Here is a 15,397-nt window from a genome sequence, read left to right on the forward strand (position 1 = left end):
ACCGGCGCTCCGGCGCGCGTTCAGGCCGGGGACGCGGCGCCGGTCGCGGCGGAGGACGCGGACGCCGAGCCCGTCGCGGCGGAGGACGGGCCTCCGGGCCCCGCGACGAGCTTGCCGCCCTCGGCACGCACCGGCACGGGCGGCAGCGGCTGCTGGGCCGGGCCCTGGACGACCTTGCCCGTGGTGACGTCGAAGCGGCTGCCGTGGCAGGGGCACTCGCCCGTCGTCTTGACGATCTCCGTGAGCACGCAGCCCTGGTGGGTGCAGACGGCGCTGAACCCCTTGTACTCGCCCTTGGCGGGGCAGTACACGACGACCTTCGCGTTCCGGTAGAGCTTGGCTCCGCCGACGGGGACCGCCGATTCGGCCCCGAGGTCGACGGGAGCGGTGGGCGTGGGGCTCGCCGCGGCCTTGCGGCCGGGCCCGCAGGCGGCGGCGCCGAGCGCGGCGGCTCCAGCGAGCGCGGCGCCCTTCAGCGCGGTGCGGCGGCTGGCGAGGCGGGCGGGCAGGCCGGACATGGGGGCTCCACGGGCGGGGGGTGTGGTACGCGGTAGCACGCGGCGGGCGCCTCCAGACGATACCGGGACGTACCAGACGCCCGGCCACCGGCCCCCGGCGCCGCACGCGTCACCAGCCGCGTTCGCGCCACTCCCCCAGGTGCGGCCGCTCGTCGCCGAGGGTGGTGTCGTCGCCGTGGCCGGGGTAGACCCACGTCTCGTCGGGGAGCCGGTCGAAGATCTTGGTCTCGACGTCGTGCAGCAGGCTCGCGAAGGCCTCGGAGTCGTGGAACGTGTTGCCCACGCCGCCGGGGAACAGGCAGTCCCCGGTGAACACGTGCGGGTGACCGTGGCGGTCGTCGTAGACGAGGACGACGGAGCCGGGCGTGTGGCCCACGAGGTGGCGCACGGTGAGCGCGATCTCGCCGAAGCCGATGGTGTCGCCGTCCCCCACGGGGGTGTCGGTGGGGACGGGGATGCCCTCGGCGTCGTAGCGTCCCGCGTAGGTGCGCGCGCCGGTGGCGTCGACGATCTCGGAGAGCGCGCCCCAGTGGTCGCCGTGGCGGTGGGTGGTGACCACGCCGGCGATGCCGTCCTCGCCGATGAGCGCGAGCAGCTTGTCCGGCTCGGCGGCCGCGTCGACGAGCAGCTGGGCGCCCGTGGCCCGGCACCTCAGGAGGTAGGCGTTGTTGTTCATCGGCCCGACGGCGATCTTCGAGATCACCAGGTCGGTCAACTCGTGCACGTCGGCGGGCCCGCCGACGTGCACCGCTCCGCTGTAGGTCATGGCCGCAACTCTAGATCGCATCCGGGGCCGCCACCCGTTCGGGTGAAGAGGACGCAGGTCCCCCCAAAATCGAATGCGCGTGCTATAGGCTCGGCGAGGGCACCGGAAGAGGCATCCTGGGATGCGCGCCGGTGCACTCATGCACAGGCGCGTACAGCGTGTACAACCAGCACACCCCAGCAGTCCATCGCTCTGGCGACCCCCGGCGTTCCCGGCGAGGGGGCACCGCCCCTGCTTCTTCCAACGAAAGGTGCGGACCGGCAGTGGCCGACCGTCTCATCGTCCGCGGCGCACGCGAGCACAACCTGCGCAACGTCTCGCTGGACCTGCCCCGCGATTCGCTCATCGTCTTCACCGGGCTGTCCGGCTCCGGCAAGTCCTCGCTGGCCTTCGACACGATCTTCGCCGAGGGCCAGCGCCGCTACGTCGAGTCGCTGTCCTCGTACGCCCGGCAGTTCCTCGGGCAGATGGACAAGCCGGACGTCGACTTCATCGAGGGCCTCTCCCCCGCCGTCTCGATCGACCAGAAGTCCACGTCGCGCAACCCTCGCTCGACGGTCGGCACGATCACCGAGGTCTACGACTACCTGCGGCTGCTGTTCGCCCGCATCGGCAAGCCGCACTGCCCGGAGTGCGGCCGCCCGATCACGCGCCAGTCGCCGCAGGCGATCGTGGACAAGGTGCTCGAACTGCCCGAGGGCAGCAGGTTCCAGGTCCTCTCGCCGCTCGTGCGCGAGCGCAAGGGCGAGTTCGTCGACCTCTTCTCGGACCTCCAGACCAAGGGCTACAGCCGCGCGCGCGTCGACGGGGCCACGATCCAGCTGGCGGAGCCGCCGAAGCTGAAGAAGCAGGAGAAGCACACGATCGAGGTGGTCGTCGACCGCCTGACCGTCAAGGACTCGGCGAAGCGCCGGCTGACGGACTCCGTGGAGACGGCACTCGGGCTGTCCGGCGGGATGGTCGTCCTCGACTTCGTCGACCTCCCCGCGGACGACCCCGAGCGCGAGCGCATGTACTCGGAGCACCTCTACTGCCCGTACGACGACCTGTCGTTCGAAGAGCTCGAGCCGCGCTCCTTCTCGTTCAACTCGCCCTTCGGCGCCTGCCCGGACTGCACCGGCATCGGCACGCGCATGGAGGTGGACGCGGAGCTGATCGTCCCCGACGAGGAGAAGTCGCTGGACGAGGGCGCGATCCACCCCTGGTCGCACGGGCACACGCGCGAGTACTTCGGCCGCATGATCAACGGTCTCGCGGACGCGCTCGGCTTCCGTACGGACATCCCCTGGGCCGGGCTGCCACAGCGTGCCAAGAAGGCGCTGCTGTACGGGCACAAGACGCAGGTCGAGGTCCGCTACCGCAACCGGTACGGACGCGAGCGCGCCTATGTGACGCCGTCCTTCGAGGGCGCCGTGTCGTACGTCAAGCGGCGACACCAGGAGGCCGAGAGCGACACGAGCAGGGAGCGCTTCGAGGGCTACATGCGCGAGGTGCCCTGCCCGACGTGCGAGGGCACGCGCCTCAAGCCGATCGTGCTGGCGGTGACGGTGATGGGCAGGTCCATCGCCGAGGTCTCGGCCATGTCGATCAGCGACTGCGCGCAGTTCCTCGGCGAGCTCACGCTGGGCGCGCGCGACAAGAAGATCGCGGAGCGGGTGCTCAAGGAGGTCAACGAGCGGCTGCGGTTCCTTGTCGACGTGGGCCTCGACTACCTGTCGCTGAACCGCGCGGCCGGCACGCTCTCCGGCGGCGAGGCGCAGCGCATCCGGCTCGCCACGCAGATCGGCTCCGGGCTCGTCGGCGTGCTCTACGTCCTGGACGAGCCGTCCATCGGGCTGCACCAGCGGGACAACCACCGGCTGATCGAGACGCTGGTCCGGCTGCGGAACATGGGCAACACGCTGATCGTCGTGGAGCACGACGAGGACACCATCAAGGTCGCCGACTGGATCGTGGACATCGGCCCCGGCGCGGGCGAGCACGGCGGCAAGGTCGTCCACTCGGGCCCGTTGAAGGAGCTGCTCACCAACGACGAGTCGCTGACCGGTCAGTACCTGGTGGGCAAGCGGTCCATCGCGACGCCCGCGCTCCGCAGGCCCACCGACCCGTCGCGCAGGCTCACGGTGCACGGGGCGCGCGAGAACAACCTGCGGGACATCGACGTGTCGTTCCCGCTCGGGGTGCTCACGGCCGTCACGGGCGTGTCGGGTTCCGGCAAGTCGACGCTGGTCAACGACATCCTGTACACGCATCTGGCGCGCGAGCTGAACGGCGCGAAGTCGGTGCCCGGGCGCCACACGCGCGTCGACGGCGACGACCTGGTGGACAAGGTCGTGCATGTCGACCAGTCCCCCATCGGCAGGACGCCGCGGTCCAACCCGGCCACGTACACGGGCGTGTTCGACCACGTGCGGAAGCTGTTCGCCGAGACGACCGAGGCGAAGGTACGCGGCTACCTGCAAGGCCGGTTCTCGTTCAACGTGAAGGGCGGCCGCTGCGAGAACTGCGCGGGCGACGGCACGATCAGGATCGAGATGAACTTCCTGCCGGACGTCTACGTGCCGTGCGAGGTCTGCCACGGCGCCCGGTACAACCGGGAGACGCTGGAGGTCCACTACAAGGGCAAGAACATCGCCGAGGTCCTGGACATGCCGATCGAGGAGGCGCTGGACTTCTTCGAGGCCGTGCCGACGATCTCGCGCCACCTCAGGACGCTCAACGAGGTGGGCCTGGGCTACGTCAGGCTGGGCCAGTCGGCGCCGACCCTGTCCGGCGGCGAGGCGCAGCGCGTGAAGCTCTCCAGCGAGCTGCAGAAGCGCTCGACGGGCCGCACGGTCTACGTGCTGGACGAGCCGACCACGGGTCTGCACTTCGAGGACATCAGCAAGCTGATCAACGTGCTGTCCGGTCTGGTCGACAAGGGCAACACGGTGATCGTGATCGAGCACAACCTGGACGTCATCAAGACGGCGGACTGGGTGATCGACATGGGTCCCGAGGGCGGCAACGGCGGCGGTCTCGTGGTCGCGGAGGGCACGCCCGAGGCGGTCGCGGGCGTGGCGACGAGCCACACGGGCAAGTTCCTGCGGGACATCCTGGACGCCGACAGCGTCAGCGACGCGGCGGTGTCGCCGCGGAAGCCGCGGAAGACCGCGGCGCGCAGGTCCGGGGCCGCGGCGAAGGCGGTCGAGGCGGACGCAGAGCAGAAGAAGACCGCCGCGAAGAAGACGGCCGCCAAGAAGGCCGCGACCCGGAAGTCCGCGGCGGCGCCCCGCAAGCAGCGCGCGAAGTAGCCGCGGCGGCGTCGGCGGCCGGCTCCGGGCAGGCCCCGCCGCCGGCTCGTCGCGTGCGTCGCCCACGGGCGTCCGTCCGGGCGCGCGAGCGGCCCACGGCCACCGCTCCGCCGGCGCCAGGTCACCTCCCCGCGCGGACGGCCGCCGCTCCCGGCCGGTAGTCCGGGCGGCGTCGCCAACCGGTCAGCGCCCCCTGCGCATGCGCTGGCGCGTGCGTCGCCCACGGGCGTCCGTCCGGGCGCGCGAGCGGCCCGCGGCCACCGCTCCGCCGGCGCCAGGTCACCTCCCCGCGCGGACGGCCGCCGCTCCCGGCCGGTGGTCCGGGCGGCGTCGCCAACCGGTCAGCGCCCCCTGCGCATGCGTTGGCCCACCTCGCCGCCGTCGGTCTCCCACCAGGGCCGCACGCGCTCGGGGACCGCCGCCGCGGGCGCCGCGGCCGGTGCACCGTCCGCCGGGCCCGCGGGCGCGGAGGCCGCGGGCGCGGGCGCGGGGACCGGGGTCAGCTCCGCGTCGAGGCGGGCGTCCAGCTCGGCCGTGCGGACGCGCTCCGACTGCCACCACTGGAAGAACACGGCGATCAGGAACGGCAGGGCGACGATCTCCGCGAGCGTCAGCATCAGGCCGCCGCCGAGCGTCTGGTCGAACTGGAGCGTGGGCCCCCAGGTGCGCGGGTGCGCCCGGTACCAGTCGCCGGCGACGAGCGTGCTGCTGGTCATCACGACCAGGCCGGGCAGCGAGTCGAACAGCCCGTCGAGGAAGACGAGGACGGCCCTGACCGGGTAGCTGCACCAGCGCGGCAGCATCTCCTGCTTGGAGAGCATCGGCAGGACGAACAGGCAGCCGGTGAACAGCAGTTGCGCGTGCATCAGCTGGCGGACGAGGTCGTTGTGGAGCGCCGTGGGGAAGTACGGCGTGAAGTAGATGGTCAGCTCGGAGACGAGCACGAACAGGGAGCTGACGAGCGGGAAGGTCAGCAGCCGGACGGGCCGCGAGGCCACCGCCCGCCGCAGCCGCCCTTCGGGCGAGGCGAGCCCCAGCGGGTCGCCGAGCGCGAGGCCGAGCGGGGCGAGCAGGTCGAGCAGGATGTTCTGCACGGCGGCCGGCCAGAACAGCACCCGGTCGTAGACCGCGAGCGACGACATCGTGGCGACGACGATCATGCCGAGGCCGACCACCGCGAACAGCGCAGTCCGCAGGACGGACCAGCGCCCGCCCGACCGGAGGCGCCGCGCCACGCCGGCCGCGTACAGGGCGCCGAGCAGGACCACGGCGACCAGCGCCACCGGGTCGAGCGTCCAGGACGTGAAGCCCCTGCCCACCGTGAGTTCCGGCAGCACGCCGCACCTTCTTTCCGTATTCGGCGACCACGCTAGACCGGCGCCTTGCTCGCTCGTGCGTCGGGTGCCCGCACGCATATCCTCCCGCCATGCCGACACCCCGTACCGGCCTCCCCAGCGGCGGCCCGCACCCGGTCCGCCCGCCGAAGCCCCGGCCGGGCGACCGGATCGCCGTGATCTCCCCCTCCTCCGGGCTGCCGGGAGCCCTGCCGCTCCCGTACGAACTGGGGCTGCGGCGCCTCGCGGACGACTTCGGCCTGCGGCCCGTGGAGTATCCGGCGACCCGGACGATGGGCGCGACGCCGCGGCAGCGCGCCGCCGACATCCATGCCGCGTTCGCCGACCCTTCCGTGACGGCGGTCATCGCGAGCATCGGCGGCGACGACCAGATCACCGTGCTGCCCCACCTGGACCGTGGGCTGATCGCCGCCCACCCGAAGCCGTTCTTCGGGTACAGCGACAACACGTGCCTGCTGGCGTACCTGTGGCAGACCGGGATCGCGGCGTACCACGGCGGCAGCGTGATGGTGCAGCTCGGCCGCCCGGGGCGGATGCACCCGCTGACCGAGGAGTCGCTGCGGGCGGCGCTGTTCACACAGGGCCCCCACGAGCTGCGGCCCGCCGACCGGTTCGGGGACATCGACAGGGACTGGGCCGACCCGGCGACCTTCGACGAGGAGCCGGCGACCCGGCCCGGGCGCGGCTGGTCCTGGGCCGGGCCCGAGCGGGTCGTGGAGGGGATCAGCTGGGGCGGCAACGTCGAGATCCTGTCCTGGCTGCTGATGGCGGACCGGGAGATCGGCGCGGACCCCTCCGTCTACGACGGCTGCGTGCTGGTGCTCGAGACGTCGGAGGACCTGCCGTCCGCGTCGGAGGTGTACGGGATCCTGCGCGCCATGGGCGAGCGCGGGCTGCTCGTCCGGTTCCCCGCGCTGCTGATGGGCCGGCCGAAGACCTGGTCGTTCGGCCGGCCCAACACGCCGGACGAGGCCGGCCGCTACGCCTGCGAGCAGCGGGCGGCTGTGGAGCGTGCGCTGGCGCAGTACGCGCCGGAGACGATGGCCGTCTTCGACGTGGACCTCGGGCACACGGACCCGCAGCTGGTGGTCCCGTACGGCGGGACGGTCCGGGTGGACGGTCCCGCGCGGCGGATCACCGTGACGTACTGACGGACGGCTCAGGCGTCCACGCGGTCCTCGTCGCCCCGCCGCTCGGCGGCCTCGGCGTCCCGGCCGCTCCTGCGGGCGGCGACGAGGCTGGTGACCGTCGTGACGAGCAGGACGCCGCCGATCACGGAGAGGGAGAGCGTGGTGCTGATCTCGGGCACGTGCACCCCGGTCTCGTGCAGCGCGTGCAGGACGAGCTTCACGCCGATGAAGCCGAGGATCACCGACAGGCCGTAGCTGAGGTGGACCAGCTTCTTCATCAGCCCGCCGATGAGGAAGTACAGCTGCCGCAGGCCCATCAGCGCGAACGCGTTGGCCGTGAAGACGATGTACGGGTCCTGCGTCAGGCCGAAGATCGCCGGGATGGAGTCGAGGGCGAACATCACGTCCGTGGTGCCGATGGCCAGCATGACCACCATGAGGGGCGTGAGGACGCGCTTGCCGTTCACGCGGAGGAAGAGCTTCGTGTCGTGGTACTTGTCCGCGACGCCGAAGCGGCGCTCCACGGTCTTGAGCAGCCGGTTCTCCTCCCATTCCTCGTCCTGTCCGCCGTGGGAGCGCGCCTCCTGGATCAGCTTCCACGCGGTGTAGATCAGGAAGGCGCCGAACAGGAAGAACACCCATGAGAAGGACGCGAGGACGGCGGCGCCGGCGGCGATGAACGCGGCGCGCAGGACCAGCGCGATCAGCACGCCGAACAGCAGCACCCGCTGCTGGAGGCGGAGCGGCACCGCGAACTTCGCCATGATGACGATGAAGACGAAGAGGTTGTCGACGCTGAGCGACTTCTCCGTGACGTAGCCGGCGAAGAACTCGCCGCCCGCCTTTCCGCCCGCGAACAGCAGCAGGCCGACGCCGAAGAGGCCGGCGAGGACGACCCAGACGGCCGTCCAGACGCCTGCTTCCCTGACCGACACCTCATGGGGCTTGCGCCCGATGAGGAAGTCGATCGCGATCAGGACCACCAGACCGAGGACGGTCAGCAGCCACGTGGTCAACGAGATGTCCATCGTGCCTCCGGCGTCTTGCGACTACGAGCGGCGCCGATCGGATCGGCCCGCCTGCCGGAGGTCTCTTCCACCTGGGGGGTCTTCGCCAATCCCCGGGCCGACGCCCCGGGACCGATGGCGGTCCGTATTGACGGGTACGTCGCGATACGGGAGTACTCCCCTCCGCTACAAGAAACGGTACAGGAACGCCCATGAAAAGGTAAAGCGATAGCCAAAGAGCAATTAAATTCCCAGGTCAGGGAGGTAGCTGAAGGAGGGATTATTCCTGGCGCACCGTCGCGCCGGCCGAGCGCGCGCAGGGGCGCGCCCGGCCGGCGGGCGGTCAGAGCTGCGGCAGGATCGCCGGCATGAGGTCCTGGAACGTGCGGCCGTTGGCCGCGTTGCCCAGTGCCGTCATCTGCCAGCCGCTTCCGGAGCGGTGCACCTTCGCCATGATCTGCGCGGTGTACTGGCCGCCCCCGTCGAGCGTGTAGCGGGCGAGTTCCTCGCCGGTCGTCTCGTCGACGAGGCGGCAGAAGGCGTTGCGCACCTCCTGGAACGTCTGCCCCGTGAACGAGTTCACCGTGAAGACGATCTGGTCGATGTGGCCGGGCACGCTCCCCAGGTCCACGAGGATCGACTCGTCGTCCTCGCCCTGCCCCGCGCCGCCCACGAGGTTGTCCCCGGTGTGCCGCACGGAGCCGTCGTCGCTGACGAGGTGGCGGAAGAACACCACGTCGACAGGCTTCTTCTCGGCGAAGAGGACCGCCGATGCGTCCAGGTCGATCTCACGGGTCCGCATGCCGAACAGCCCGCGGCGCTTGGCCGACTGCCAGCCGAGCCCCATGCGCACGGCGGTGAGCGTTCCACCGCCCCTCTTCTCCAGGCTGATCGCCTGGCCCTTGCTCAGGCTGACGCCGCCGGACGAACCGCCCTTGGTCGTGTCCACCACGTCCTGGTCCCCTTTCCGCATGGTCCCCCCGCCCAACCTTCCGTGTGCGGTTGTGGAGCACCCTACGCACGACCCTGCCCGCGTCCGCCGCGCTCACGCCGGTTGTGTCGGACCTGCGACACACCGCGGCCGCGCGCGTCAGGCCAGCCCCGCCTCCCTCATCTGCCGCAGCTCCTTCTTCAGCTCCCCGACCTCGTCGCGCAGGCGCGCGGCCACCTCGAACTGGAGGTCCGCGGCGGCGGCACGCATCCGGTCGGTCATCTCCTCGATCATCCCCGCCAGCTCGGTGGCCGGGCGGTCCGTCGGGCCGTCGCCCGCGCCGCCCTTGGCCGCCGCGCCGCCGAGGGACGGCACCGGCGCCTTGGCGGGCTTGGCGTTCTTGTTGTTCTTGCCGCTCTTCGTCTGCCGGTAGCCCGTGCCGAGCAGGGACTCCGTGTCGATCTCCTCGCGCGCGATCGTGGCCACGATGTCGTTGATCTTCTTGCGCAGCGGCTGCGGGTCGAGTCCGCGCTCGGTGTTGTAGGCGATCTGCTTCTCGCGGCGCCTGTTGGTCTCGTCGATGGCGCGCTCCATCGCGGGCGTCACCTTGTCCGCGTACATGTGCACCTGGCCCGACACGTTGCGCGCGGCGCGGCCGATCGTCTGGATCAGCGACGTGCCCGAGCGGAGGAAGCCCTCCTTGTCCGCGTCGAGGATCGCGACGAGCGACACCTCGGGCAGGTCGAGGCCCTCCCGCAGGAGGTTGATGCCCACGAGGACGTCGAACTCGCCGGAGCGCAGCTCCCGCAGCAGTTCGACGCGGCGCAGCGTGTCCACGTCGCTGTGCAGGTAGCGCACCTGGATGCCGAGCTCGAGGAAGTAGTCGGTGAGGTCCTCGGCCATCTTCTTGGTGAGCGTGGTGACGAGGACGCGCTCGTCCTTCTCCGTGCGCTGCCTGATCTCGTGCACCAGGTCGTCGATCTGGCCCTGGGTGGGCTTGACGACGACCTCCGGGTCGACGAGGCCGGTGGGGCGGATGATCTGCTCCACGACGCCGTCGCCGCGGGACAGCTCGTAGGCGCCCGGCGTGGCCGACAGGTAGACGGTCTGGCCGACGCGCTTTTGGAACTCCTCCCACTTCAGCGGGCGGTTGTCCAGCGCGGACGGCAGCCGGAAGCCGTGGTCGACGAGCGTGCGCTTGCGGGACGCGTCGCCCTCGTACATGGCGCCGATCTGCGGGACCGTGTTGTGCGACTCGTCGATGACGAGCAGGAAGTCCTCGGGAAAGTAGTCGAGGAGGGTGTTGGGCGGGGAGCCGTAGTCGCGGCCGTCGAAGTGCATCGAGTAGTTCTCGATGCCGGAGCACGAGCCGATCTGCCGCATCATCTCGATGTCGTACGTGGTGCGCATGCGCAGCCGCTGCGACTCGAGGAGCTTGCCCTGCTTGTCCAGCTCGGCGAGGCGCTGCTCGAGCTCGTGCTCGATGTCGCGCACCGCGCGCTCCATGCGCTCGGGCCCCGCGACGTAGTGGCTGGCGGGGAAGACGTACAGCTCCTGGTCCTCGCTGATGACCTCGCCCGTCAGCGGGTGCAGCGTGGACAGCGCCTCGATCTCGTCGCCGAACATCTCGATGCGGACGGCCAGCTCCTCGTAGACCGGGAAGATCTCGATGGTGTCGCCCCTGACGCGGAACGTACCGCGCTGGAAGGCGACGTCGTTGCGCGTGTACTGGATGTCGACGAAGCGGCGCAGCAGTTCGTCCCTGTCGTACTCGCCGCCGACCTTCAGCGGCACCATGCGGTCCACGTACTCCTGCGGCGTGCCGAGGCCGTAAATGCAGGAGACGGAGGCGACGACCACCACATCGCGGCGGGTGAGCAGCGAGTTCGTCGCGGAGTGGCGCAGCCGCTCCACCTCCTCGTTGATCGAGGAGTCCTTCTCGATGTACGTGTCCGACTGCGGCACGTACGCCTCGGGCTGGTAGTAGTCGTAGTACGACACGAAGTACTCGACCGCGTTGTTCGGCAGCAGCTCGCGGAACTCGTTCGCCAGCTGTGCGGCCAGCGTCTTGTTCGGCGCCATGACGAGCGTCGGCCGCTGGAGCTTCTCGATCATCCAGGCCGTGGTCGCCGACTTGCCCGTGCCGGTGGCGCCGAGCAGGACGACGTCGTTCTCCCCGGCGCGCACACGCCGTTCCAGCTCGGCGATGGCCGCGGGCTGGTCACCGCTCGGCCGGTAGGGGCTGATGACCTCGAAGGGCGCCAGTGAGCGTTCGATGTGGGTTACGGGCCGCATGGGGTCAACCGTACGACTCCCCACTGACAACGAGGCCCGCACAGGTGCTGACCTGCGGTGGGCCGGGTCAGGGGAGGTTCACGCTCACCAGTCGTGGAGGTCGGTCGAGCCGCCGCGCACCGGCTGCGGCGCACGGCCTCGGGCGGCGCCCGCCGCCGTGTGGTGCCTGCGGGTCCTCGCGCGCTGCACGGGGAGCGGTTCACGCGAACGCGGCACGGGGCCGCGCACGGCCTCGGGCGCGGTCGCGCGGTGCGGTGCGGCGCCGGGCAGCAGGCGGGGACGGCCGAGCGCGACGGCCGCGGCGACCACGAGGAACGCGGCGGGCCCGGCGAGCATGGGCAGCAGGTCACCGGCGTCGGGCCGGCCGCCGCCCGCGGCAGCCGGGGACGTCAGGTCGATCGTGGCGCCGGCCATGGCGATGTAGTGCATCGCGGTCGTGGCAAGGCCCAGGCAGCCGGCGGCGGCGAGGGCTCCGGGAACGCCCCGGTACCTGGACGTCGTGTACAGCGCCGCGACGGACGCGGCGACGCCGACCGCCACGGCGCCGACCACCGTGGGGGTGCTGTACTCGACCATGCCGTCCAGCTGCATGCCGGCCATGCCGAGGTAGTGCGTGCTGGCGATACCGAGTCCCGTCAGGGTGCCGCCGGAGACGAGGTTCATCCTGCTCGCGCCCCGCTGCCCGACCACGAACAGGCCTGCGCCGATCATCAGCAGCCCCACCGCGAGGCTCGCGAACATCGTCACCGTGTCATAGCCGACGGAGGTCCCGTCCACGGCGAACCCGGTCATCGCGACGGTGTGCGAGGTCCACACGCCGCAGCCGAGCGTGAGCGTGCCGAGGACCAGTGCGGCGGGCCGCCGCCTGCCTCGTCCGCGCAGGGCCGGCGCGACGCAGCGCAGGCCCAGCGCCCCGCCCAGGCCCGCCGCGAGGAAGGCGGCGACGGGGGTGACGAGCCCGTAGCTGAATCCGTTGACTGTGCCCTGCATGGCGTGGCGCCCCTCAGCCCCTCGGTGTCGTGCGTACGCCTGTACTGACGTGCCGGTCCGGGGGCGAGATTAGGACGGCACGCCCGGTTAGCAAAGTCCGTCGCGGGTGGCGGCTTCCGGGGCGGTCTGCATGAATCGTGAAGAATCGGCGGAACGGGCGGTCGTCTGGGGGAACCTTCCGGTGCGGTCCGTGCCCCGGCGGCCCGCCTGCCGCGTCCGGGTCGCCCGCCGGGGCGCGGCATCGCCCCCTGCGGTGCTGGTCCGCGGCCTCTTCGCGGCATGGCGGCGGATACCGGGAGCGTGCGCCCGTGCCGCGTCCATCCTGTTGTCGCACCCACAGGACCGACCTAGTGTGAGATCAAGCACACAACCGTGATGTCCGATCCGCCGGAACGGGCGGATCCGAAGGGACGGCGAGCGGGCATGGCTGGAGGAAACAAGGCGGTCGCGTACATCGAGCCGGGTGTGGTGGAGGTCAGGACCACCGACTACCCGACGCTCGAACTCAAGGACGGGCCCGGCGTGGCCCCCGCGAACATCGGACGCGAGTGCCGCCACGGCGTCATCGTCAAGGTGCTCGCCACCAACATCTGCGGCAGTGACCAGCACATGGTGCGCGGCAGGACGACGGCGCCCGCGGGTCTTGTGCTCGGCCACGAGATCACGGGCGAGGTGGTGGAGAAGGGCCCCGATGTCGAGTTCATCGACGTGGGCGACGTCGTCTCCGTGCCGTTCAACATCGCCTGCGGGCGGTGCCGCAACTGCAAGGAGCGGCAGACGGGCATCTGCGAGAACGTCAACCCCGGGCGACCGGGCGCCGCCTACGGATATGTCGACATGGGCGGCTGGGTCGGCGGCCAGGCCGAGTACGTGATGGTGCCGTACGCCGACTTCAACCTGCTGCGGTTCCCTGACAGGGACGCGGCCCTGGAGAAGCTGCTCGACCTCACCATGCTGTCGGACATCTTCCCGACGGGGTTCCACGGCGCGGTGACCGCGGGCACGGAGGTCGGCTCGACGGTGTACGTCGCGGGCGCCGGCCCGGTGGGTCTCGCGGCGGCGGCCGCGGCCCAGCTCCTCGGGGCCGCCGTCGTGATCGTCGGCGACCTGAACGCGGAAAGGCTCGCCCAGGCACGCAGTTTCGGCTGCGAGACGGTCGATCTGACGAAGGGCGCGCTGGAGGACCAGATCGCGCAGATCCTCGGGGTGCCCGAGGTGGACGCGGCGGTCGACGCCGTCGGATTCGAGGCGCGCGGCCACGGCAAGGACGCGGGCGAGGCCCCCGCCACGGTGCTGAACTCGCTGATGACCACGGTGCGCGCGGGCGGCGCGCTCGGCATCCCCGGCCTGTACGTCACGGACGATCCGGGCGGCGTGGACGCGGACGCGAAGTCCGGCACGCTGAAGGTCCGCCTCGGCCTGGGCTGGGCCAAGAGCCACCGCTTCACGACGGGCCAGTGCCCGGTCATGAAGTACCACCGCCAGCTGGCCATGGCGATCCTGCACGACAAGGTGCACATCGCGAAGGCCGTGAACGCGACGGTGATCTCGCTGGACGACGCCCCGCGCGGGTACGAGGAGTTCGACAAGGGCGCGAGCCGCAAGTACGTGCTCAACCCGAACGGCGCCCTGGACCACGCCAAGGCCGCCTGACGCGGACCGGCGGCTCGGACGGCCCGCACGGCTCGGACCGCGTGCGTCAGGTGCGCGGTCCGCTCCACGCCGGATGGCCGGGGCGGTCCGCGCGTACGACCACGTCGGCCGTCCCCAGCGGGTCGCTCTCGGCCGCGTACCGCTCGAACGCGGGCAGCGTCCAGTAGTCCTCGGCCGGGGTGAGCCTGCGCAGGGCGCCGGACGACAGGTCCAGGTGGACCGTCAGGTCGAACGGGAACCAGTGCCCGAGCAGCAGCGGGCCGTGCAGCAGCAGGACCCCGCCGGGCGGCAGCTCGACGGGGTCGCTGCGCGTGGCGCGGTCGGTCGCCGGGTTCCACAGGTCGGGCAGCACGCGCCCCGAGCCGCCCGGGTCCAGCGGGCCGAACACCTCGCGCCACAGCGCGCCCGTGTCGAACCAGCGGCCGAAGTACGCGTCGGGGTCCTCGCGCCCGTACTCGTAGCGCAGCGAGGCGGGTCGCAGGAACCCCTGCGTGGAGACCACGAACGAGGGACGGCCGCGCAGCCGCAGCGCCTCCGCGAGCGCCTCGGCCGCGCGCCCCGTGCCGGCCGCGGGCGCGCCGTCGAACGCGACGCGCAGCCGCGAGCCGCCGTCGTGCGGGCCGCCCTCCAGCAGCCGGTCGGCGAGCGCGCCGGTCAGGCGTTCCCAGGTGATCGCTTCGAGTCGCACCCGGCCATCCTCTCGCGTCCCCGCGCCCTGGTGCCGCCGCCGGGCGCCCGGGTCACCGGCCGCGCAGCACCTTCGCGAGCGGCGAGTCGCCGTGGACGGCGACGCGGCCCTCGCGCACGGCGTCCGCGAGAGCCAGGCCGCCGTCGACGAGCGCGCGGCAGGCCGCCGTGGAGAGCGTGAGGCGGGCGTCGGGCTCGCCGCCCGCCGGGCCGTCGCCGTAGGCAGCCGGCTCCGGCGCGCGGTGCTCGGGGCCGAGTCCCAGGTGGAACGTGCCGGTGTCGAGGACGACCTCGACGGTCCCCGCCTCGCCGCCCGCGCGCTCGCCGAGCACCCGCAGCAGCGGGAGGGCGAACCAGTGCGCCCGCACGGCGTCCGTCGGCCGCGGCTCGCCGAGGTCGGCGGCGCCCCACTCGGCGAGCGCGCCGAGCACCGGCAGCAACCCGGCGCCGCGCCCGGTGAGTTCGTAGACGACCGCGGCGGCGGGCGGCGGCAGCTTCCTGCGCGTGACGAGGTCGTCGCGCTCCAAGTCCCGCAGGCGCGAGGCCAGTACGTCCGTGCTGACACCCGGCAGGTCCGCGTGCAGGTCCGTGTAGCGGCGGGGTCCCGCGAGCAGTTCCCGCACGATCAGCAGGGACCAGCGGTCCCCCACGCGGTCGAGGGCGCGGGCCGCGGCACAGTACTGGTCGTAACTTCGGCGACGTGGCATGGCCCGCAGTCTAGACATGTTGTTGGACTTTCCAAGGACAGGCTTGGTAAAACCAAGTACCGCAA

Annotated in this window: 11 protein-coding genes and 1 pseudogene; 3 read left to right on the forward strand and 9 right to left on the reverse strand. The window is 71.7% G+C overall.

Annotated features, from left to right (window positions below):
• Nucleotides 1-95: 95 nt before the first annotated feature.
• Together IH48_RS0125405 and IH48_RS0125410 are read right to left on the reverse strand one after the other, a co-directional pair.
• A pseudogene (locus tag IH48_RS0125405) lies at nt 96-518 on the reverse strand (Rieske (2Fe-2S) protein); the annotation flags it as partial.
• 109 nt (nt 519-627) lie between these two features.
• Nucleotides 628-1,284, reverse strand: a complete 657-nt coding sequence (locus IH48_RS0125410) for an MBL fold metallo-hydrolase (RefSeq protein ID WP_030909157.1) — start codon at nt 1,282-1,284, stop codon at nt 628-630.
• Between the two features lie 263 nt (nt 1,285-1,547).
• On the opposite strand from IH48_RS0125410, the gene uvrA reads away from it, so the two are divergent.
• Complete coding sequence (uvrA, locus tag IH48_RS0125415) at nt 1,548-4,577, forward strand: excinuclease ABC subunit UvrA (RefSeq protein WP_030909160.1); 3,030 nt, start codon at nt 1,548-1,550, stop codon at nt 4,575-4,577.
• Nucleotides 4,578-4,918: 341 nt separating this feature from the next.
• Here uvrA and IH48_RS0125420 read toward each other — a convergent pair whose 3' ends face one another.
• A complete protein-coding gene (locus tag IH48_RS0125420; protein WP_030909163.1) occupies nt 4,919-5,914 on the reverse strand; it encodes a cytochrome c oxidase assembly protein in 996 nt (331 codons plus the stop codon).
• Nucleotides 5,915-6,003: 89 nt separating this feature from the next.
• Between IH48_RS0125420 and IH48_RS0125425 the strand changes: the two genes are divergently transcribed.
• On the forward strand, nt 6,004-7,083 hold the full coding sequence (locus IH48_RS0125425) for a S66 family peptidase (RefSeq protein ID WP_051840562.1): 1,080 nt from the start codon (nt 6,004-6,006) through the stop codon (nt 7,081-7,083).
• Between the two features lie 8 nt (nt 7,084-7,091).
• On the opposite strand, the gene IH48_RS0125430 is transcribed toward IH48_RS0125425, so the two are convergent.
• The 4 genes from IH48_RS0125430 to IH48_RS0125445 form a co-directional block, all read right to left on the reverse strand.
• Nucleotides 7,092-8,090 (reverse strand): TerC family protein, encoded by a 999-nt coding sequence (locus IH48_RS0125430; RefSeq protein WP_030909169.1) that lies wholly within the window; start codon nt 8,088-8,090, stop codon nt 7,092-7,094.
• A 322-nt stretch (nt 8,091-8,412) separates the two neighbouring features.
• On the reverse strand, nt 8,413-9,042 hold the full coding sequence (locus tag IH48_RS0125435; protein ID WP_051840564.1) for a TerD family protein: 630 nt from the start codon (nt 9,040-9,042) through the stop codon (nt 8,413-8,415).
• A 117-nt stretch (nt 9,043-9,159) separates the two neighbouring features.
• Entirely contained in the window at nt 9,160-11,295 is a 2,136-nt protein-coding gene (gene uvrB, locus IH48_RS0125440) for an excinuclease ABC subunit UvrB (RefSeq protein ID WP_030909175.1), read from the reverse strand.
• Between the two features lie 84 nt (nt 11,296-11,379).
• Nucleotides 11,380-12,285, reverse strand: coding sequence for an MHYT domain-containing protein (locus IH48_RS0125445; RefSeq protein WP_051840566.1), 906 nt, complete (start codon nt 12,283-12,285; stop codon nt 11,380-11,382).
• A gap of 423 nt (nt 12,286-12,708) precedes the next feature.
• Here IH48_RS0125445 and fdhA point away from each other — a divergent pair, with 423 nt between their 5' ends.
• The gene (gene fdhA, locus IH48_RS0125450; RefSeq protein ID WP_030909180.1) at nt 12,709-13,938 is read left to right on the forward strand and encodes a formaldehyde dehydrogenase, glutathione-independent; all 1,230 of its coding nucleotides are present in this window, start codon (nt 12,709-12,711) and stop codon (nt 13,936-13,938) included.
• 46 nt (nt 13,939-13,984) lie between these two features.
• Here the strand turns inward: fdhA and IH48_RS0125455 are convergent, their stop codons facing one another.
• On the reverse strand, nt 13,985-14,626 hold the full coding sequence (locus IH48_RS0125455; protein ID WP_030909183.1) for a uridine kinase: 642 nt from the start codon (nt 14,624-14,626) through the stop codon (nt 13,985-13,987).
• A gap of 52 nt (nt 14,627-14,678) precedes the next feature.
• Complete coding sequence (locus tag IH48_RS0125460) at nt 14,679-15,332, reverse strand: winged helix-turn-helix transcriptional regulator (protein WP_030909186.1); 654 nt, start codon at nt 15,330-15,332, stop codon at nt 14,679-14,681.
• Between the last annotated feature and the right edge of the window lie 65 nt (nt 15,333-15,397).

Origin of the sequence: Streptomyces sp. NRRL F-5126, from assembly GCF_000721265.1 — a bacterium.
Taxonomy (GTDB): Bacteria; Actinomycetota; Actinomycetes; order Streptomycetales; family Streptomycetaceae; genus Streptomyces.